This window comes from Janthinobacterium sp. HH106, from assembly GCF_001758725.1.
In the GTDB taxonomy this organism is placed as follows: Bacteria; Pseudomonadota; Gammaproteobacteria; order Burkholderiales; family Burkholderiaceae_D; genus Janthinobacterium.
This window is the reverse complement of record NZ_LRIC01000028.1, coordinates 1-19,707: the sequence shown is the minus strand read 5'-3', so window position 1 is coordinate 19,707 and position 19,707 is coordinate 1. Positions and strand designations below refer to the sequence as shown.

At 64.4% G+C, this 19,707-nt stretch carries 19 protein-coding genes and 1 tRNA gene; 13 read left to right on the top strand and 7 right to left on the bottom strand.

Going from position 1 to position 19,707, the window contains the following annotated elements; translation table 11 throughout:
- Positions 1–123: 123 nt before the first annotated feature.
- The 8 genes from JAB8_RS12975 to aqpZ all read left to right on the top strand — a co-directional run bounded on the left by JAB8_RS12975 (position 124) and on the right by aqpZ (position 5,757).
- Positions 124–199 (top strand) — tRNA-Glu (locus JAB8_RS12975).
- A 95-nt stretch (positions 200–294) separates the two neighbouring features.
- Complete coding sequence (gene earP, locus JAB8_RS12970; protein WP_070289891.1) at positions 295–1,464, top strand: elongation factor P maturation arginine rhamnosyltransferase EarP; 1,170 nt, start codon at positions 295–297, stop codon at positions 1,462–1,464.
- A 135-nt stretch (positions 1,465–1,599) separates the two neighbouring features.
- Positions 1,600–2,175 carry an elongation factor P gene (locus JAB8_RS12965; protein WP_070223695.1) on the top strand — a complete coding sequence of 192 codons (576 nt, stop codon included), beginning with the start codon at positions 1,600–1,602 and terminating at the stop codon, positions 2,173–2,175.
- Positions 2,176–2,333: 158 nt separating this feature from the next.
- Positions 2,334–3,473 (top strand): amidase family protein, encoded by a 1,140-nt coding sequence (locus JAB8_RS12960; RefSeq protein ID WP_070289890.1) that lies wholly within the window; start codon positions 2,334–2,336, stop codon positions 3,471–3,473.
- A gap of 35 nt (positions 3,474–3,508) precedes the next feature.
- Positions 3,509–3,919 (top strand): hypothetical protein, encoded by a 411-nt coding sequence (locus JAB8_RS12955; RefSeq protein ID WP_070223698.1) that lies wholly within the window; start codon positions 3,509–3,511, stop codon positions 3,917–3,919.
- Between the two features lie 65 nt (positions 3,920–3,984).
- Positions 3,985–4,443 carry an Ivy family c-type lysozyme inhibitor gene (locus JAB8_RS12950; RefSeq protein WP_070289888.1) on the top strand — a complete coding sequence of 153 codons (459 nt, stop codon included), beginning with the start codon at positions 3,985–3,987 and terminating at the stop codon, positions 4,441–4,443.
- A complete protein-coding gene (locus JAB8_RS12945; protein ID WP_070289887.1) occupies positions 4,443–4,853 on the top strand; it encodes a GNAT family N-acetyltransferase in 411 nt (136 codons plus the stop codon). Before JAB8_RS12950 ends, JAB8_RS12945 begins: the two co-directional genes overlap by 1 nt.
- Positions 4,854–5,067: 214 nt before the next feature.
- Positions 5,068–5,757, top strand: coding sequence for an aquaporin Z (aqpZ, locus tag JAB8_RS12940; RefSeq protein ID WP_070223703.1), 690 nt, complete (start codon positions 5,068–5,070; stop codon positions 5,755–5,757).
- A 54-nt stretch (positions 5,758–5,811) separates the two neighbouring features.
- Here aqpZ and JAB8_RS12935 read toward each other — a convergent pair whose 3' ends face one another.
- Entirely contained in the window at positions 5,812–6,639 is an 828-nt protein-coding gene (locus JAB8_RS12935) for a helix-turn-helix transcriptional regulator (RefSeq protein WP_070289885.1), read from the bottom strand.
- A gap of 228 nt (positions 6,640–6,867) precedes the next feature.
- On the opposite strand from JAB8_RS12935, the gene JAB8_RS12930 reads away from it, so the two are divergent.
- The 4 genes from JAB8_RS12930 to JAB8_RS12915 all read left to right on the top strand — a co-directional run bounded on the left by JAB8_RS12930 (position 6,868) and on the right by JAB8_RS12915 (position 10,788).
- Positions 6,868–8,019: an MFS transporter gene (locus JAB8_RS12930; RefSeq protein WP_070223830.1), complete on the top strand. Its 1,152-nt coding sequence runs from the start codon at positions 6,868–6,870 to the stop codon at positions 8,017–8,019.
- Positions 8,020–8,255: 236 nt separating this feature from the next.
- Positions 8,256–9,632 (top strand): cysteine--tRNA ligase, encoded by a 1,377-nt coding sequence (gene cysS, locus JAB8_RS12925; RefSeq protein WP_070289883.1) that lies wholly within the window; start codon positions 8,256–8,258, stop codon positions 9,630–9,632.
- Positions 9,633–9,674: 42 nt separating this feature from the next.
- Positions 9,675–10,253, top strand: a complete 579-nt coding sequence (locus JAB8_RS12920; protein ID WP_139143037.1) for a hypothetical protein — start codon at positions 9,675–9,677, stop codon at positions 10,251–10,253.
- Positions 10,246–10,788: a hypothetical protein gene (locus tag JAB8_RS12915; RefSeq protein WP_070289880.1), complete on the top strand. Its 543-nt coding sequence runs from the start codon at positions 10,246–10,248 to the stop codon at positions 10,786–10,788. The genes JAB8_RS12920 and JAB8_RS12915 overlap by 8 nt, the downstream gene beginning before the upstream one ends.
- Here JAB8_RS12915 and dbpA read toward each other — a convergent pair.
- The 6 genes from dbpA to JAB8_RS12885 all read right to left on the bottom strand — a co-directional run bounded on the left by dbpA (position 10,775) and on the right by JAB8_RS12885 (position 18,685).
- Complete coding sequence (gene dbpA / locus JAB8_RS12910; RefSeq protein WP_070223823.1) at positions 10,775–12,199, bottom strand: ATP-dependent RNA helicase DbpA; 1,425 nt, start codon at positions 12,197–12,199, stop codon at positions 10,775–10,777. The two genes, JAB8_RS12915 and dbpA, sit on opposite strands and share 14 nt — an antisense overlap.
- 112 nt (positions 12,200–12,311) lie before the next feature.
- Positions 12,312–12,548, bottom strand: a complete 237-nt coding sequence (locus JAB8_RS12905) for a hypothetical protein (RefSeq protein ID WP_070223821.1) — start codon at positions 12,546–12,548, stop codon at positions 12,312–12,314.
- A gap of 205 nt (positions 12,549–12,753) precedes the next feature.
- Complete coding sequence (locus tag JAB8_RS12900) at positions 12,754–14,418, bottom strand: acid phosphatase (protein WP_070289878.1); 1,665 nt, start codon at positions 14,416–14,418, stop codon at positions 12,754–12,756.
- 129 nt (positions 14,419–14,547) lie between these two features.
- Entirely contained in the window at positions 14,548–17,004 is a 2,457-nt protein-coding gene (locus tag JAB8_RS12895; RefSeq protein ID WP_254679513.1) for a TonB-dependent receptor, read from the bottom strand.
- Between the two features lie 153 nt (positions 17,005–17,157).
- The gene (locus tag JAB8_RS12890) at positions 17,158–18,165 is read right to left on the bottom strand and encodes a FecR domain-containing protein (RefSeq protein WP_070289893.1); all 1,008 of its coding nucleotides are present in this window, start codon (positions 18,163–18,165) and stop codon (positions 17,158–17,160) included.
- 1 nt (position 18,166) lies between these two features.
- A complete protein-coding gene (locus tag JAB8_RS12885) occupies positions 18,167–18,685 on the bottom strand; it encodes a sigma-70 family RNA polymerase sigma factor (protein WP_070289874.1) in 519 nt (172 codons plus the stop codon).
- 282 nt (positions 18,686–18,967) lie between these two features.
- On the opposite strand from JAB8_RS12885, the gene JAB8_RS12880 reads away from it, so the two are divergent.
- Positions 18,968–19,582: a hypothetical protein gene (locus JAB8_RS12880; protein WP_139143036.1), complete on the top strand. Its 615-nt coding sequence runs from the start codon at positions 18,968–18,970 to the stop codon at positions 19,580–19,582.
- Positions 19,583–19,707 lie beyond the last annotated feature (125 nt).

Sequence of the window (19,707 nt, the reverse complement as noted above, 5' to 3'; positions counted from 1 at the left end):
GACATCACCCTTTCACGGTGAGTACAGGGGTTCGAATCCCCTTGGGGACGCCAGATTCGCACGCAGTCAGCAAGTAAAGTAACAGGTCGGGATGCAAAGCAGCGCATCCAGGACAGATTTTCTGTCCCCATCGTCTAGAGGCCTAGGACATCACCCTTTCACGGTGAGTACAGGGGTTCGAATCCCCTTGGGGACGCCAGACCGGCTGAATCAGCCAACAAAAAAGCCGCCTGGTAACAGCGCGGCTTTTTTGTTATTGGCCGCCATGCCCACGTTTTTCTCTTCCCCTTGACTATGCCACTACCTACCGATCGCGCACCATCTCTCGCCATCTTCTGCAAAGTCGTCGACAACTACGGCGATATCGGTATTTGCTGGCGCCTCGCGCGGCAGTTAAGCGGCGAACACGGCGTGGCCGTCACCCTGTGGGTCGATGATTTACCCAGTTTCCAGCGCATTTGCCCTGAAATCGATGTGGCTGCCGAAGCGCAGCAGGTGTCCGGCGTCACGATCCGCCACTGGCACGGCCAGGATGGCGTGTTTGCGCCCGCCGATATTGCCGATATCGTCATCGAGTTTTTTGCCTGCGATATTCCACCCGGCTATATCGCCGCCATGGCCCAGTGTTCGCCGCAGCCCGTGTGGCTGAACCTGGAGGGCTTGACGGCGGAAGAGTGGGTCGAGGGTTGCCATGCGCTGACGTCCCCGCGCCACGGCATGATCAAGCATTTCTTCTTTCCCGGTTTTACCGATAAGACGGGCGGTTTGCTGCGCGAAGCGGCGCTCGACGAGCGGCGGCTGGCGTTCCAGGCCGAGGCGGATGGCATGGCGGCATTCCTGAGGCAATTCGGCGTGACGGCGGCGGAAATGCGCGCCTTGAAAGTATCGCTGTTCTGCTATCCATCCGCGCCCGTCGCCGAGTTGTTTGCGGCCTGGCAGGCGGGGAGCGGGCCCGTCACGTGCCTGGTGCCGGAAGGCGTCGCGTTCGATGCCGTTCAGGCATTTATCGGCGACGATGCAGCGGTAGCCGGTGCGGCGCGCACGCGCGGCGCGCTCACCGTGCGCGTGCTGCCGTTCGTGCCGCAGGACGATTACGACCGCCTGCTGTGGGCTTGCGACGTGAACCTGGTGCGTGGCGAGGATTCCTTCGTGCGCGCGCAATGGGCGGGCCAGCCGTTTCTCTGGCATATCTACTTGCAGGACGAAAACTTGCATCACGTGAAATTGCGCGCCTTCCTGCAGCGCTATGCGATGGACGCGGACGGCGCCATCGACAGCCTGGTGCGGGCGGCGCTGGCCTGGAATGGCGCCAGCGCGGACGCCTTGCCGTGGGCGCAGCTGTGGCCCGCATTGCAGGCCGATCTGCCGCGCATCCGGGCGCGCGCGCAGGACTGGCAGCGGCAGATGCAGGCGCATGGCGATCTGGCAAGTAACTTGCTGGCGTTCGCCGGCGCGACGAGATAGGCGCTTGCCCAAAATTAAGGTAAAATGCCCGGTTATTTCTAACGTATTTTTAACCGATCAAACGCAAGCTTGCGGCGCTGATGGCGCACAGGCGGCAGATGGTCTTCATGCAACCCACTTTTTACGTACATTCCTATGAAACCCGCAAAAGAAATTCGTGTTGGCAATATCATCATGGTCGACAGCAAGCCAATGATCGTGTTGCGTTCTGATGTCAACGGTTCGAGCCGCACGGGCTTCACCTACAAATGGAAGATGAAAAATCTTCTGACGAACACCCCGATGGAAAACGTGTTCCGCGGCGACGACAAGTTCGACGTGGTTGTTCTGGATAAAAAGCCAGTGACGTATTCGTACTTCGCCGACCCGCTGTTCGTTTTCATGGACACCGAGTACAACCAGTACGAAATCGAAGAAGAAAACCTGGGCGATGCACTGCATTACCTGAAAGATGGCATGGAATGCGAAGCCATTTTCTACGACGGCAAGGCTATCTCCGTTGAACTGCCGACGACCATCGCCCGTCAAGTGGTGTACTCGGAGCCTGCGGTCAAGGGCAACACGTCGGGCAACGTCCTGAAAGAAGCCAAGATCGAAAACGCCATCGACGCGCACCGCCACACCGTGCAAGTGCCGCTGTTCGTGGCACAGGACGACGTCATCGAAATCGATACCCGTACCAACGAATACAAGCGTGTCGTGCGCAACTGATACGCGCCAGTGCTTGACCATCAAGAAACGCTGCCTTCGGGCGGCGTTTTTTTTTGCTTGAAAAATAATTCCTTTCAACAACAATTGAGTTGCAAGGACTGCTATGCTATGGCTAGCACATTATTGCGTTAGAAACACTGAGGTTTCCTGGAGATACGATGCAGCGCAGTCAGATGTTACGCAGTGGCGCGTCCCGGGGCGTGTCGCGCCCCGTATTGGCCCGTGCCACGGCGCCCGCCAGTCCCATGGCCCATTTGCTCGACGCAGGGGTCTTGCCGCAACAGCAGATGATGCAGGCAGGCAAACTCAGTTCCCATGCGCTGACGTCGCAGTACCTGGCGCGCATCCGCTCCCTGTGCAGCATCGGCGCGCGCGCCTATCCCGGCATTGAAATCAATCCCGACGCGCTGAAAATTGCGCTGGAAATGGACCGCGAGCGGCAGGTGCACAAGGTGCGCGGCCCCTTGCATGGCATCCCCGTCGTCTTGCGCGACAATATCGCCACGGGCGACCGCATGAAGACGCGCACGCAGGCACCCCTGGCCACGCATGCCAGCTGCGATTCCTTTGTGGCGGCGCGCTTGCGCGCGGCCGGCGCCGTCATCATCGGCAAAAGCAATTTGCGCCAGTGGGCCGCCGTCAGCGTGCCGCATGCCAGTGCCAGCTGGGCCGGCCTGACTATCCTGGCCGTCGACAGCGCGGCGGACGGCTCCATCGTCGCGCCTGCTTCAAACTGCGGCCTGGTCGCCATCAAGCCCACCGGCAGGACCGCTGGCGGGCAGGGCGGTGAGCCAGCCACGGCAGGGCCGATGGCGCCCAGCGTGCGCGAGGCGGCCTGGCTGCTCGCCGCCCTGACGGGCGAGCGCCTGGCCGATGGCTTGACGCTCGACCTTGCCGGCTTGCAAGGGCGCCGCATCGGCGTTGCGCGCAGCCTGTTCGGCCTGTGCGCCGGGACCGATGCCGTGATCGAGCAGGCGCTGCTGGTGTTGCGCGAACAGGGCGCCGAACTGATCGAGCCGCCGCCCGCGTCCGGGTCTGGCGGCATTGAAGCGCTGCTGCGTTCGCATGCGCTCGATGCGCTGGTGGGGCCGACCTGCCATGGCGTATCGCCGCAGTCCGACTTGCCGCATATTACGGTGCCTGCCGGCATGGTCGGGGGCTTGCCGGTCGGCTTGTCCTTCATCGGCCCAGCCCACGGCGACATGGCGCTCATTGCAATGGCGTATGCCTACGAGCAGGCGACTTTGCACCGGCGCACGCCCGCACTGCCATCGAGCATCACCCTGGCGCTGCGTTGACCATGATGATTCCTTTCGTTTTCTTTCGATAAACTATGCTTGCAAGCTTGCTGCTGAGTGCGGCCGTGGCCGCCACCCCGACTCCTTTTGACGCCGAGCAACTGTCCGGCAGCTGGTCCGACAGCGTGAATACGAATAGTGTGTGCGAAGAAGCGCGGCACTTTACGCGCATGCAGTTGTCTGACGATCATCAGCGGCTGGCGATCTTCAACGACCGCACGTGGAAAAGCAAGCTGGGCGAAACCAACCGCTTTGCCGCGACGGTGGTGGCGGAAACGGAGCGCAGCCTGACGTTGCGCTATGACAATGAGACCCGCCTCAATGCCGCTGGCAAGCTGGTGGAATGGCAGTTGATCATCGTCGCGCCCGGCGTGTACCGCTGGCGCGAGACGGGCTGGCCGGAAGGCAAGGTCAACGGCGTGGTCGGCATCCGCTGTTCTCCCTGAGGCGCGCGCACAAGCATGCCATTCTGCTATGCTTCCGGCATTACACTATGCTTTTAGGAGTTTGCATGTCTGTACGTTTGCTTTTACCCGTATTCCTGGGCGCCGCCGTGGCGCTGGCCGCCGTGCCGGCACAAGCGCGTACGCCCAAACTGTCGCTGATCGAGCAGGCGCAAAGCTGCGACGGCGGCCATACCTGTCCGTATTTCCCCGATGTCTACAAGGCGGACTACGCCTTTCGCAAGGCCTTCAATGAGGGCTTGAAAAAGGCGGGCCTGAAGCGGCAGCGCTGGGTGCCCGATGGCGTGGCCAGCCCGCTCAAGCCCGTCGAGATCGACGGCAAGGCACGCCTGCTGAGCAGCGTCTGCGAACCGCACAATTGCGGCCACCGCTATTCCATTTTGTACGACCCCGTCGCGCGCAGCATGACGGGCGTGTACATGGGCAGCGATGCCAAGGGCGGCTTGCGCACCGTGTATTTCGGCGAGCCCAGCATCGCCGAAGCCGACTTGCTGTACAAGAACTGATGCACGCGCCGCTACGCATTTCCAGCGAGCGCGGCGAGCTGGACGTGCCCATGATCCACCGCTACCTGAGCGAGCAGTCGTACTGGAAGCGCGGCGTGGCGATCGAAACGGTGCGCAAGGGGATCGCCAACGCGCTGTGTTTCGGCGGCTATGTGGATGGCCAGCAAGTGGCGTTCGCCAGGGTCATCACCGACTACACGGATTTTGCCTACCTGCGCGACGTGTTCGTGCTGCCGCCCTACCAGGGGCGCGGCTACGGCAGGCAGATGGTGGCCGCCGTACTCGGCGATGCGCGCTTGCGCGATGTTGCCTGGATGCTGGGCACCGATGACGCGCATGGCCTGTATGCGGGCTTTGGCTTTGCGCCGCTGGAGGCGCCGGAAAAGTACATGCGCCGCCCCGCGCCATGAGAATTATCAAAACAACCTTTAGGTGTCAAGAGAACTATTAGCATTATTGTACGCAATAATGTTGCATTGATAATGACGTCGTGTCATTATGCGCGCTCTGCAGCGTGCGTTGCTGGTGCTGTGCTTTGCCGTCGCCCTTGGGCGGGGCAAAGGTGGTGAGCGGTCCGATTGGTCGTCCCTGGCACGTTTTCTCGTCACTTTAAAGGAATACATCATGAAACAATATGGCGCCGAATTTCTCGGCACGTTCTGGCTGGTACTGGGCGGTTGCGGCAGCGCCGTGCTGGCCGCCGCCTTTCCCGGCCTTGGCATCGGCTTTGCCGGCGTAGCGCTGGCGTTTGGCCTGACGGTGCTGACCATGGCTTACGCCATCGGCCACATCTCGGGTTGCCACCTGAATCCTGCCGTCTCGATCGGCCTGTGGGCCGGCGGCCGCTTTCCCGCCAGCCAGTTACTGCCTTACATCATCGCGCAAGTGCTGGGCGCCATCGTGGCTGGCGGCGTACTGTACGTGATCGCCAGCGGCCAGGCCGGTTTCGACGTCAGCAAGGGCTTTGCCTCGAACGGCTTTGGCGCCCATTCGCCGGGCGGTTATTCGATGCTGTCGGCGCTGGTCATTGAAATCGTGCTGACGATGTTCTTCCTGATCGTCATCCTGGGCGCCACCGACAAGCGCGCGCCGGCCGGCTTCGCCCCGCTGCCGATCGGCCTCGCGCTGACCCTGATCCACCTGATCAGCATCCCCGTCACCAATACCTCCGTCAACCCGGCCCGCAGCACGGGCGTGGCCCTGTACGTGGGCGATTGGGCGACGAGCCAGCTGTGGCTGTTCTGGCTGGCCCCTATCATCGGCGCCTTGCTCGGGGCGCTGGCCTACCGTCTGATTGCGGGCGAAAAAGAGTAGGCCGGCTTAGTGCAGCTTGTCGGCTTACGCGTGGCTGCGCCTCGCTAAGCCGACCTACGCGGCGCGCCACTCGCTCAGGTAGTGCTGCGGCGTGCGGCCCAGGATGCGGCGGAACATGGCGCTGAAGGCGCTGGGGCTGGCGTAGCCCAGCGCGTAGGCGATGGCGGCCACGCCTTCGCCCCGGTCCAGGCGGCAGAATGCCTCGGCCAGGTGGACTTGCTGCAGCCATTGGCGGTAGTGCAAGCCCGTTTCCTTCGGGAATAAACGGATCAGGGTGCGCGCGCTGGCGCCCGCATCCTGGGCCCAGTCCTCGATGCTGCGCCGGCTGCCGGGCGCGCTCATGATGGCCGTGCACACGGCCACCAGGCGCCGGTCGCGGGGCCAGGGGATGGCGAGGGGCACGGTGTCGGCCGTCGCCAGTTCCGACAGGATCAAATGCGCCAGCCAGTCGCCGCGCCCCGCCAGCGCATATTCGATCGGTTCGGCCAGCAAGGCCAGGATCAGCTCGCGCAGCAGCCGGCTCACTTCCAGCACCTTGCAATCGGCGCCGTACGGGGCCGCCACCTGCGCATCGATGTACACGGTGCGCATGCTCAGTTCGCTCAAGATATGGACTTCATGCACGACGCCCACGGGGATCAGCAGGGCGCGCCGGGGCGGCAATATCCACACGCCATGTTCGGTGGAGACGCGCATCACGCCTTCCGTCGCATACAGCAGTTGTGCCCGCACGTGGCTGTGCGGCGCCGTGTAGTCGCCGGCCGCATATTGCCTGGACATGGCCGTCACGGGGCGCGGTACATGCTGGTAATCGTGCGAGCTGGTGCTGCGGCTGAACGGCACGCCATCGGGGTGGGTCTGGGCTGGTGGGTGGGTGTACATGTCGGTCGTTGGCTTGTCGCCTGATTGTCACTCAGTTGTCACTTGGGCGACGATTATTGGAAGTTATCAGTTCAGTGACCATACTATACTGGCTTCTTTGCCGGGCCGCCCGCCGTGCCCGATTATTGCGGAAGACACATGCATACAACCACAACTGCCCCGCCATTGGCCAAGTCCGTGCCGGCGGCTCCCTCGCTTCATAGTTCCCAACAACAATCCGGTCTGGCCATGCACATCCTGGGCGCCGTCGCCTTCGTGCATTTGCTCAATGACTTGATCCAGGCATTATTGCCGTCGATTTATCCGATGCTGAAAGCCGAGTTTTCACTCAGTTTTACCCAGGTCGGCCTCATAACCCTGACGTTCCAGTGCACGGCATCGTTGCTGCAGCCCTGGATCGGCTTGTACACGGACCGCCGTCCGCTGCCATTCCTGCTGCCGGTCGGCATGTGCTTTACCCTTGCCGGCGTGCTGATGCTGTCCGTCGTCTCGACCTTCCCGACCCTGCTGCTCGCCGCCGGCCTGATCGGCGTCGGTTCCTCGACTTTCCACCCGGAAGCGTCGCGCGTGGCGCGCATGGCCTCGGGCGGGCGCTACGGCTTTGCCCAGTCCCTGTTCCAGGTGGGCGGCAACGTGGGTTCCGCCCTGGGGCCGCTGCTGGCGGCCGCCGTCATCGTGAACCGTGGCCACGGCAATGTCGCCTGGTTCAGCTTGCTGGCCGTGCTGGCTATCGGCGTGCTGTACAAGGTCAGCCACTGGTATAGCGGCCACCTGGCCAGCTTCAAGCCGAAGGCGGGCGGCCATGGTCCGAACTTGTCGCGCAACAAGGTGATTGGCGCGCTGGGCGTGCTGGCGCTGCTGGTGTTCTCGAAGTACATCTACATGGCCAGCCTGTCGAGCTATTACACGTTTTACCTGATCGACAAATTCCACCTGTCGCTCGGCGATGCCCAGCTCTACCTGTTCCTCTTCCTCGCCGCCGTGGCGGCCGGCACCTTCATGGGCGGCCCCATCGGCGACCGCATCGGCCGCAAGCGTGTGATCTGGATTTCCATCCTGGGCGCCGCGCCGTTCACCCTGCTGCTGCCGTACGTCGACCTGTTCTGGACGGCCGTCCTGACGGTGATCATCGGCTTCGTGATTTCGTCCGCGTTTTCCGCCATCGTCGTTTTCGCGCAGGAACTGGTGCCGGGCAAGGTGGGCATGATCGCAGGCATCTTCTTTGGCCTGATGTTCGGCGTGTCCGGCATCGCGGCCGCCGCCATGGGCCACCTGGCTGATATCTCCGGCATCGCCTATGTGTATAAAATCTGCTCCTATCTGCCGCTGCTGGGCATTCTGACTGTGCTGCTGCCGCAGATCGAGCAGGCGAAAAAATAAGCGGGTGACGCGGGAGGGCTTGACGGCCCGCCCGCGTACATGCGATATTCGTCCCATGATCACTTTCATCCTCACTCCAGTTTCTGTATCCGGCGCCGCTGCTGCGCTGTGTCCGTGCGCCTGGCCCCGTGAGGATGCGGCTGCGCGCCGCTGACGTTTTACTCCTCATTCGATGGCCACAGTGTTGAAAAACCTGTGGCCATTTTCTTTTTCCGCAGCGTTAATGAAAGCCCCGCATGACACTTCATCTGTACGATACCTATGCGCGCAGCCTGCGCCCGTTTGAACCCATCGCCCCGGGCCAGGCAGGCCTGTACGCTTGCGGGCCCACGGTCTACGATTACGCGCACATCGGCAACCTGCGCACCTACCTGTTCGTCGACGGCTTGCGCCGCGCGCTCGCGTTCAACGGCTTGCAGGTGCGCCACGTGATGAACATCACGGACGTGGGCCATTTGACGTCGGACGCGGACAGCGGCGACGACAAGATCGAGGCGCGCAGCGCCTGCAGCGGCAAGTCGGCCTGGGACATCGCCCTTGAATTTACCCGCGCGTTCGAGGACGATCTGCGCCAGCTCAATATCCTGCCGCCCACCGTCTGGTGCCGCGCCACCGACCACATCGCGGAGCAGGTCGCTTTCATCCTCGACCTGGAAGCGAAGGGCTATACCTACCGCACGGACGACGGCATCTATTTCGACACGACGCGCCAGGACAGTTACGGCAAGTTGGCACGCCTGAACCGCGATGGGCTGCAGGCGGGGAAAAGGGTGGACCTTGGGGAAAAACGCGACATCTGCGACTTCGCGCTGTGGAAGTTCAGCGGCGTGCCGGGACAGCGGCAGATGGAGTGGGACAGTCCGTGGGGCCTGGGTTTCCCCGGCTGGCACATCGAATGCTCGGCCATGGCGGAAAAGCACCTGGGCGCGTATTTCGACATCCATTGCGGCGGCGAAGACCACGTGGCCGTCCACCACAGCAACGAGATCGCGCAAACGGAAGCGCGCCACGGCACGCGCCTGGCCAACTTCTGGCTGCACGGCGCCTTCCTCAAGACGCAGGATGCGAAGATGTCGAAATCCTCGGGCGACTTTCTGCGCCTGCAAAGCCTGGCGGAGCAGGGCATCGATCCGCTGGCCTACCGCTACCTGTGCCTGGGCGCCCACTACCGCAGCAGCCTCAATTTTACGGATGAAGCCCTGCGCGCCGCCAGCAGCGGCCTGGCGCGCCTGCGCGTGGCCGTGCATGGCCTGGGGGATGCGGACGGCGAGGCCGATGCGACATGGTTGGCGCGTTTTAGGGCCTGCATCAACGATGACCTGAATTATCCGCGCGCGCTGGCCGTGACCTGGGAGCTGCTGAAAAGCGCGCTGCCCGATGGCGTGAAAAAGGCCACCATGGCCAGCTTCGACGCGGCGCTGGGGCTCGATCTGCTGGCCTGGCAGCCGGCGCAGGTGGAAGTGCCGCAGCCGGTGCTGGCGTGGCTGGCGGAACGGGCCCACGCCCGCGCGCAGCGCCAGTGGGCCGAGGCGGACCGCTTGCGCGAACTGGCGCGCGCGGCCGGCTACGACATCGACGATACGCCGCAGGGGCAACAGACGCGGCCTTTGTGAAGATGTCCTGCATAATGGCCGCCTGATGAAACTGGAGATGCCGTGAAGCGTCGTTTGCTGTTACTGAGTTGTTGCCTGGCCCTTTCTGCCGCCCGCGCGGCCAGCGAGTGTCCGGGCTTTCCCGTGCTGGCCACGTCCGGCGAAGCGCTGCTGGCGCAAGTGCGCGCGCTGCCGCCCGTCGGCATCGACCGCGAACGGCAGGCGTGCGCGCCGGCGACCGTCATCGACTTCGCCTACAGCGGTGGCATCTTGTGCCGCTTTGGCGGCGACGGGGGGACGGCCGATGCCGCGACCGCCGCCGTCACGCGCCTGGCCGATGGCGGCGAACTGGTCGAATACCTGTATCTGTTCCCGTATGCGCCGGCTACGCATGCGCGTTTGCTGGCGCTGCTGGCCGCGCGTTTTGTGCCAGTCGACAAGGCGGCCTGGCCGGCCTTCCTGCAGCGCGCCACGCCAGGCAAGGAAACCACGGCCCTGTTTACCCACGGCGGCTACTATATTTCGCTGGGCAAGCCCACGGACGGCGACCCGGCCGACTGGTATTCGAACGTGATCTTTGAAAAGATGGATAAACCCGCACTGGGCGTGCGCAAGGTGTGCCGGGAGGGGCGCGATGGCTGAAGCGGACGCCTTTCCCGCGGCCTTGGCCGGCACCGTGGCGCAGCTGCTGCCCGCGCTGGGGAGCGGCCGGACACACCCGCCATTTGCCGTGCGCCAGGATGGCGAGGCCTTGCTGATCCCGGCGCGCACCTATTATGACCGCGAGCCGCTGCTGGCCTGTATGCGGCTGCCCGGCGACGCGGGCGTGATCGCCCTGTGCCTGGGCACGCGCCACCATGACGGCCATCTGCGCGAAGCGTGTGCAAGACGGCTGTTGCTGCAGGAACGGGCGTGGACGGTGCCCTTCGTCGTGCACCTGTGCGGCGAATACGTGCTGGAGATTATCGAGGCAATTGGCGCGGCGCTGCCGGCCTGGAATGCCGACGCGCTGGCGCGCTACCTGCGGGAGAACCCCGCGTATCTCGATACGCTGGAGCGGCGCACCGTCAGTTACTGGAACTGCTACTACCGCGGGCAGTATCCCGTGTGGGAAGATTATCCGGGACGCAGGACCATGGCGGCCCTGCGTGCCTTGCAGGCGCTTACGCCTCGATAAAGCGCATCTTGAAGCTGCGGCCCTTGATGTTGCCGAAGTCGCGGCCCAGGGTATTGCCCGCGTTCAGGCGCTTGAAGGCCGCTTCGGCCACCTTGCGGTCGAGCGCCACGTAGGTCATGAACTCGAACACATTGATCTTGCCCACCTGCTCCTTGGTGAGACCCGCATCGCCCGTCAGCGCGCCCAGCAAGTCGCCCGGACGCAGCTTGTCCTTCTTGCCGCCCATGATGCACAGGGTGACCATCGGCGCCGGCAGCGCCTCCATTCCGTCATCTTCCGCCAGTTCCTTCAGGTCGTGCCATTCGGCGGCGCTGTTCTGGTATTGCTCGATCAGCTTGACCCATTTTTTCTCGTTCGGCGCGCACAGCGACAGGGCCAGGCCCTTCTTGCTGCCGCGGCCCGTGCGGCCGATGCGGTGGATATGCACTTCCGTGTCTTTCGAGACGTCGACGTTGATCACGGCGCCCAGGTCGGAAATATCGAGGCCGCGCGCGGCGACGTCGGTGGCCACCAGCACGGAGCAGCTGCGGTTGGCGAACAGCACGAGGATTTCATCGCGCTCGCGCTGTTCCAGCTCGCCGTACAGGGCCAGAGCGGAAAAGCCTTGCTGGCGCAGTTCCTCGGCCAGTTCGCGGCAATGCACCTTGGTGTTGCAGAAGGCCAGGGTCGATTCCGGCTTGAAGTGTTTTAACAGCTTGCCGACGGCGCTGTTGCGCTCGTCGAAGCCGATTTCATAGAAGCGCTGCTCGATCTTGTCGTTGTCGTGCTGCGCCTCGACCGTCACTTCCAGCGGATTGACGAGGAACGACGCCGTGGCGCGGCGGATGTCTTCCGGGTACGTGGCCGAGAACAGCAGGGTCTGGCGGCGCGCCGGGCAGGCGCTGACGATGCCGGCGATTTCCTCATAAAAGCCCATGTCCGTCATGCGGTCCGCTTCATCGAGCACCAGGGTTTGCACGTGATTCAGGTTGATGGTGCCGCGGCCCAGGTGGTCGCGCAAACGGCCCGGCGTGCCGACGACGATGTGGGCGCCGTGTTCCAGCGAGGCGATTTGCGGGCGCATCGGCGCGCCGCCCGTCAGGGTCAGGATCTTGATGTTGCCGGCCGCGCGGGCCAGGCGGCGCAATTCATTGGCCACCTGGTCGGCCAGTTCGCGCGTGGGGCACAGCACCAGGCCTTGCACGGCAAACCAGGCCGGATTGAGCTTGTGCAGGATGCCGATGCCGAAGGCGGCCGTCTTGCCGCTGCCCGTTTTCGCTTGCGCGATCAGGTCGCGGCCATCGAGCACCGCCGGCAGGCTTTGCGCCTGGATGGTGGTCATCTCGTGGTAGCCGAGCGAATCCAGGTTGGCCAAAAAGGCGGGCGTCAGCGGCAGGCTGGAAAAAGAAGTGGTGGCGGATGTGGTGTTCATAAAGGGCGGAGCCGGTAAAAAGCGGGTGAATGGGCACAGTCTACAGGCGTTCTACGCCCTTGTGCGGATGGTGGTGTGGAAGCCGGCGGCGAACGGCCGCCGGCGTGGGGTACTAATTATCGGGCGCCCAGATGGGCAAACCGGTCAGATCGAGGCCGGCGTCGCGCGTCCATACGGGCAGGCCCGTGGCGTCGGTCGGCTCCAGCAATTCGAGCTGCACCTGCTTCAAAGCCACCTTGCGCGCACGCGCGCGGCGCTGCGGCTCCGGCGCCGGCTCTGGCGCCTCGAGCGCTGGCGGCGGGCCGAAACCGGGCAAGTCGATGGTGGCGTTGTCTTTTTTATCTCTCATTTGCTAACCTCTATCCCTGGCCTGCGAAGGCCAAGGGGCGGGCAAGGTGCTGCCCGCCTATGTCAATACGCTTTCACTTCATCCACAAAACAAAAGCCCGGCTACTGGAGTCGGGCTCATTGTGAATATCATCGGCAGGAAAAGCAGACCTGCGGATTTAAGTGCGGCACGCAGTGTATCACAGGCGTGCCGCACCGTGTGGGGCTTAACGGAAGCTGAGGGCGCCCGTCAGGTCACCCGGCGGCAGCGCGCCCCGTGCTGCAAACGCGTCGTTGCGCACTTTCAGGCCTTCGAGCAGCGGCAGGTCGTGCAGGCGCGTGATCAAACGCAGGATCGACGTCGTGTCGTAGAAACTGTGGTCGACGGCGCCTTTTTTCGCGTACGGCGAGACGACGATGGCGGGAATGCGCGTGCCCGGGCCCCAGCGGTCGCCCTTCGGCGGCGCCACGTGGTCCCACCAGCCGCCGTTCTCATCGAACGTGATCACCACGATCATGTCCTTCCACTGCGGCGATTCCTTCAGATGCTGGATGACGTTGGCCACATGCTGGTCGCCCGATTCGATGTCCGAATAGCCCGCGTGCAGGTTCAGATTGCCCTGCGGCTTGTAGAAGGTCACAGCCGGCAGCTTGCCCGCCACGGCGGCGGCGAGGAATTTGTTCGAGATCGGGCTGTCGCCCGTGCCGCCGTCGCGCAGGTGTTCGGCGCGCGCCGCCGTGCCGGGCGCGAACTGCTTGAAGTAGTTCAGCGGCTGGTGGTGGAACTGGAAATTTGGTTTGCTGCCGCCGCCCTTGTGGTCGAGCGCCGCTTGCCAGCCGCCGCCATACCACGCCCAGCTGACGCCCTTGCGCGACAGCAGGTCGCCGATGGTGTCGTAGGTTTGCGGCGGCAGCGTATTCGCGTCGGCCGGGTCGGCGTGCAGCGGGTCGCCGTCGAAGGCGGGGCGGATATAGCTCGGTTGATACGGCGGCGCCATGGTGTTGACGGCATAGCCGTCCGGCGTGAGGGCGCCGTCGTTCACGTATTTCGGCTTGCCGTCCAGCGCCGAGGCGGGGCAGTCGGGCGCGATCGCCAGGCGCACGCCTTGCGGGCCGTCGGACAGCACGGCGATCTTTTTCTTCGCCGCCGTCTCGGCCGCGTTGAAATATTCGTTGGCGCGGCCCGTGACGAGGAACTGGTGGTTCATATAGGAGCCGCCGAAGGCCGCCATGAAGAAGTTGTCGCACAGCGTGTACTGCTCGGCGATCTGCCACAGGTTCAGGTTTTTCGACGTTTCGCCGTAGTGGCCCATCACCAGGCCGCCGCTGTCGGCCCACGCGGCAAAGCCGTCGTTCTTGCCGCCGTTGATCTGCATCTGGTTGTTATAGAAGCGGTGCACGAGGTCGCGCGTGATGATGCTCTCGGGCAGGGGCTTGCCGGCCGCGTCGCTCAGTTTGTAGGGAGCGTTGGGCAGGCCGGAAATCTGCTCTTCCTTGATCAGGTAATCGATGCCGCCGATATTTTGCTGATTCGGCACCAGGCCGCCCCAGATCTTCGGCAGGGTTGCCAGCGGCTTGCCGTCGCGGTCCAGCTGCTGCGCCTGTTCCGCCGTGACGGCGGACAGGGGCGCGCTGGTACCGGGGAAGTTGGCGAACAGGTTGTTGAAGCTGCGGTTTTCCAGGTAGATCACGACCACGTTCTTGACGTGCGCCTTGAGTTTCGCGTCGAGCGAACCCTTGGCGATGGTCTTCCTGGCTGGCGCGGCGTCGGCCAGCGCCGGCAGGCTGGCGGCCAGGCCGACTGCGGAAGCAGCCTGGAAAATGCGCCGGCGCGAGGGATTGGCGGGTTGGTCGGCCGGATCGGCTGGCAGGGCGGGGGCGAGGTCCTTCACACATTCTCCTTGGGTGTCTCTATGGGCACGGGCGTTGGCGGCAATGGCCGGCAACGCCCGTGAAGCGGGAAAATTGTATCACCGGCCCTGCGGCCCTGTGAAATATTCGGCTTTGTCCTGGTCCTGGCGCTAGAACTGGTAGCGCACCTTCAGTGCCACCTTGCGCGCCGGGCCATACATGCCCGAGTACCACCAGTCCGACACGGAAGCCGTGTACTGCTTGTCGAACAGGTTGGCCACGTTCACGGTGGCAGAGAGCTTGTCGTTGACGTCATAGCGCGCCATCAGGCTGGCCACCGAGTACGCCTTCTGTTCCCAGTGCAGGGTACTGTTGATCTGCCACGCGTCGATGTCGGAATACACGCGGCTTTGCCAGTTCACGCCGCCGCCCACGGTCAGGCGATTGAGCTCGCCGGGCAGCCGGTAAGTGGTCCACAGTTTCACCAGGTGGCGCGGGAAGGTGGTCAGGATCGCCTTGCCGGTATTGTTTTCCGTCTGGCTGTAGGACCACGCAGCCGAGATGTTCCAGTCCGGCGTCAGCGCGCCCGTCGCTTCCAGATCCACGCCCTGGGTCTTGGCGCCCTTGATGGTGCGGTTGGCGGGATTGTTCGTGCCCGGGACGGTGTAGCCGGGGTCCGATTCGGCCAGATTGCTCTGGCGGATCTGGTACAGCGCGGCGGCCGTGTTCAGGCGGCCATCGAACCAGCCGCTCTTGATGCCCGCTTCAAAGGTCTTGCCCTCGCGCGGCGCCAGCAGCTTGCCGTAGCGGTCTTGCTGGGCTTGCGGCTGGTAGATGGTGGAATAGCTGGCGTAGGCGCTGTGCGTGCCGTCGATGTCGAACACCAGGCCGCCATACGGCGTGAAGACGCGGCTTTCCGAGGCTGGCGACGCGCTGTAAAACGGCACGGAAGGCGCGTCCGAGATGTAGTTCTCGCTGTAGCGCAGCACCTTGGCGCCGGCGATCAGTTTCAGGCGCTCGGACAGGTTGAGGCGCGTGGCGGCATACGCGCTGGCCTGGCGGCGCGTGCTGTCGTAGGTGACGTAGGTATCGCCAAACACGGGCGTTGCCAGGCGATTCCAGCGGTACAGGTTGACGCCGCTGCCCTGGATGCTCCAGTCGAAGCGGCCATCCGTCTTGCTCTGGAATTGGCTGTAGTCCATGCCCAGCACCAGCTCGTGCTGGCGGCCGAAGGCGCTGAACGGCCCGCGCACGTTGACGTCTACGCTGTTGACCTTCAGCTGGTAATCGCGGTAGTCGGCGCTCAGGCCCAGGCCATCGCCCGTGGCCTGGTCGGGGAAGCCGGCGCTCACGTTCATGTAGACGGCGCGCTCCTCCTGCGACGACTGCACGCGGTTGGCCGAGATTTTCAGCTTCCAGTCGTTCGCCAGCGCGTGTTCCACGGTGGCGAAGATGTCGGTTGAATTGGTGTTGAAGCGATTCGACCTGGCCGCCGGGCTGAAGGAGCGGGGCAGGTCCGTCATGGCGCCATTGCTGTAGAACAGGGGGAAGCCCAGGTAAGAGAGGGAACCGTCCGAGCGCTTGCGCTGGTGCGTCACGCCGGCCGTCAGTTTCGTGTCGCTGGACAGGTCCGCCTCGACCACGCCGTAGACCACTTTCTTGTCGCGGCTGTAGCCGTCGATGATGCTGTCGCCTTCCTCGTACACGGTCACCAGGCGGCCGCGCACCGTGCGCGCCTCGTTCAGCGGACCCGAGATGTCGGCCATGGCGCGCCGTTCATCGTAGGAGCCCAGCTCGCCCTCGACGGCGGCCTGGAACTGCGCCGTCGGTTTCTTGCGCACCATGTTGATGGCGCCCGACGCGTCGCCCGCGCCCGTCATCAGGCCCGAGGCGCCGCGCAGCACTTCGATGCGGTCGTACAGCGCCATGTCGGCCAGGCTTTGCGACGGTATCGCGTCGAGGCCCAGGTTTTCCGAATGCGTGCTGACGCCGTCGAGCTGGTAATTGGTGATCGAATAGCCGCGCGAGGTAAAGCCCGTGCGCTCGCTGCCCAGCGAGAACAGGGTGATACCCGGCGTTTGCGCCATCACTTGCGCGATGGTGCTCAAGCCCTGGTCCTGCATGCGCTGCTGCGTGATGACGCTGACCGACTGCGGCGTTTCCCTGATCGACAGGCCCAGCGGCGTGGCTGTGGCGATCGGCAGGGCGGAGACATACGCGCCCGAGCCTTCGGTGGCGTCCTGCTGCGCCTTGACCGACACTTCCGGCATCATGGCGATGGCCTCCGCGCCGGATTCCGCCTGGACCGGGCGCAGCACGTAGCTGCCATTGGCGCTGCGCTCGGCCTTCAGGCCCGTGCCGCGCAGCACGCCGTTCAGGGCGGCCAGCACGTCGTGGCGGCCGCTCAAGCCGGCCGACGTCTTGCCGCGCGTCTGCTCCGGCGTGAAGCTGAGGATGACCCTGGACTGGCTGGCGACCTGGCGCAGCGCCGCCGCCAGGTCGCCGGCCGGCACCTGGAAGTCGAGACTGGCCGCAGCGGCGGCCGCGCTTTCCTGCGCCAGGGCTGGCGCGGGGATATTCAGCAGCAGGGCCGAACCGATGAAGATGCATTGGATGGCATGCGCCATGCGCTTGATGCGCGGCCGGGACCGGGACCGGGAAGACATAACTTGGGACATGGTTACCTTGTGGTGTAGTCGTCAAAAAGAACGTTGCCTACACAGGTCACGCGAGAATCGAAAACGGGTACCTTTTTTTTGCGCTGGCGTCAAAATACATGTTCAGCGCTGCCGCCGCGCTTCCACCTGCACCCAATAGCGCGTGCGCAGGCGCACGTCCACCGGCAGGGAATCGGGCAGCGACAGCAGCACGGCGTCCAGGTCGGCCAGCGGGAAGACGCCGGAGATGCGCAGGCCGGCCACCGCGTCGTCGCAGCCCAGCAAGCCGTGGCGGTAGCGGCTCAACTCATGCAGGAAGTCGCGCAGCGGCATGGCGTCGGCCAGCAGCAAGCCCTGCCGCCAGGCCCAGATGTCGGGCGAGACGGCGTGCGCGGGTCCGATGCTGCGCGCGGTCATGCCGCCGCCCTGGCCCGCCTGGATCACGAGACTGCAATCGCCCTGGCGCGGCATCAGCCGCACGGCGCCTTCCTCGACGGCGACCAGCGTGCTGCCGTCCGCCTGGCGCACCGAGTAGCGCGTGCCCAGCGCCTGCGCCTGGCCTTGCGCCGTTTCGACGAGGAAGGGGCGGTAAGGCCGGCCCGTTTCGCGGGCGGTGGCGATGAAGACTTCGCCCCGCACCAGTTGCAGCAGCCGCTGCGTGTCCGTGTAGCGGATGTTGACGGCGCTGCCGCTGTTCAGATGCAGGCGGCTGCCGTCGGCCAGGGTCAGCTCGCGGCGTTCGCCCACGCCGGTGGACAGGTCGGCCAGCGCGGCGCGGGCCATGCCGGGCGCATATTCCGAGCGCGCGCCGAACCAGCCCGTGATGCCGATGGCCGATACCCACGCCAGCAGCCGCAGGCTGCCGCGCCGCGAGACGGAACGCGAGAGGGGACTTTGCAGCAGCGCCTGGCGGCTGGCTGGCCCATCGAGTTCGCGCAAGCCGCCGCTGACGCTTTCGATGTGACGCCATGCCCGTTCATGGTCCGGGTGCGCCTGGCGCCACTGCTGCCAGGCCGTTTTTTCCGCCGGCGTCGTTTCGCCGCTCATCAGGGTGGTCAGCCATTCGGCCGCTTGCATGGCGACGGCCAGGTCGATGGGCTGGCCCTGGGCGTAGACGGTGGCGCCGCGCATGTCAGGGCGCGGCAAAATCGGGCACGGCAAAAAAGCACAGCAGGTTGGCCTTGCTCAGGTATTTTTTGACGGAATGGGTGGTGGTGCCCAGTTCGGCGGCGATTTCGGCATAGCTCATGCCGTCCAGGTGGGCCAGCAGGAAGGCGGCCCTGGCCTTGGCGGAGAGCCGGTCCAGCGCGCGGTCGATCAGTTGCAGCGATTCGAGCAGGATGGACATCGCTTCCGGCGACGGTGTGCAGGCTTGCGGCTGGTGCAGCAGGGCGTCGAGGTAGGCGCGTTCGAGTTCTTCGCGCCGGCAGTGGTTGGCCAGCAGGCGCTTGGCGATGGTAGCCAGGAAGGGGCGCGGCTGCGCGATCCCGGCACTGCTGCGCGCAACGAAGATCTTGAGGAAGGTATCCTGCGCCAGGTCGCCCGCCAGCCCCGCATCGTGCAGGCGGCGCTTCAGCCAGTGCAGCAGCCACGAGTGGTGCTCGGCGTACAGGGCCTGGAATTCGGACGGCGGGGAAGGGGCGGACAGCATGCGGACGGGATGGAATATCTTAATCTAAATGAGAATTGTTCTCATGATAGCGCAGCGGCGCACGCCAGGCAATCAGGAAAACGCGGCGTTGCTGAAATGCGACTGCGCGCCCGGGCCGCGCGCGGCGCGGGCTTTGCGCCTGCGCACGGCAGATGTAAAAGTTTCCTTGACGCAAGCTTTCATGTGAGAAAATGCGGGCTGTCGATGTGGTGCGGAGCGGAGCGAAAAATGATGTGGATGGTTGGCGGTGTCCTGGTTCTTCTGGTCGCCAGATTTTTATGGTTGGCCTATTTCCATCGGGTCAACGCGATGTCGCGCCAGGCGGAAGTGATGAACTGGATCGACATCGGCCGGGTGTCGAATGCCGATGGCGGCAAGGATATTCTGTTGGCGAGAAACGAGCGCGGTGCCCGGATCGACTGGCGCACGGGCGAAGTCTGGCTGATGAACCCCAAGGTGGGCGAGCCGTTTGCCGATTTTCTCGCCGTCGAGCGCTGGCTGACGATGCGCGACATGCCGGCGGCGAACAAGCCGGCCGCCGCTGCGCCTGCGCCAGTGGCGCCGGAGCCGGAAGCGGCGCCCGACGCCGGCCCCGTGCGCGATACCTTGCCTGCTTTCCAGCAAAAGGTCGATGCATGTTTGGCCAAGGCCGAGGGCGGACAGGAATTGCTGGAAACGAAGCAGGCGTTCGAGGCGGGCAGCGAGCCTTATCTCGAGGCGTCGACGGAATTGAGCAAGACCGCGCTGGAGCTGGAAGTGTCGCCGGCCATGGTGGCCACGTTTCATATCAGCGCGTTTGCCGCCCTGGCTGAAACGGCTGGCGCCGACAAGCTGGAACGGGTGGCGGCCAGCCTGCATGCGGCGGCCAGGCAGATCAGGGCCAGCGTCACCGCGTAACAGCATGGGCCCGGCCCGGAATGAAAAAAACCGCTGACTCCCTTGCAGGCATCAGCGGTTTTTTATGTATTGGTTGCGGGGACAGGATTTGAACCTGTGACCTTCGGGTTATGAGCCCGACGAGC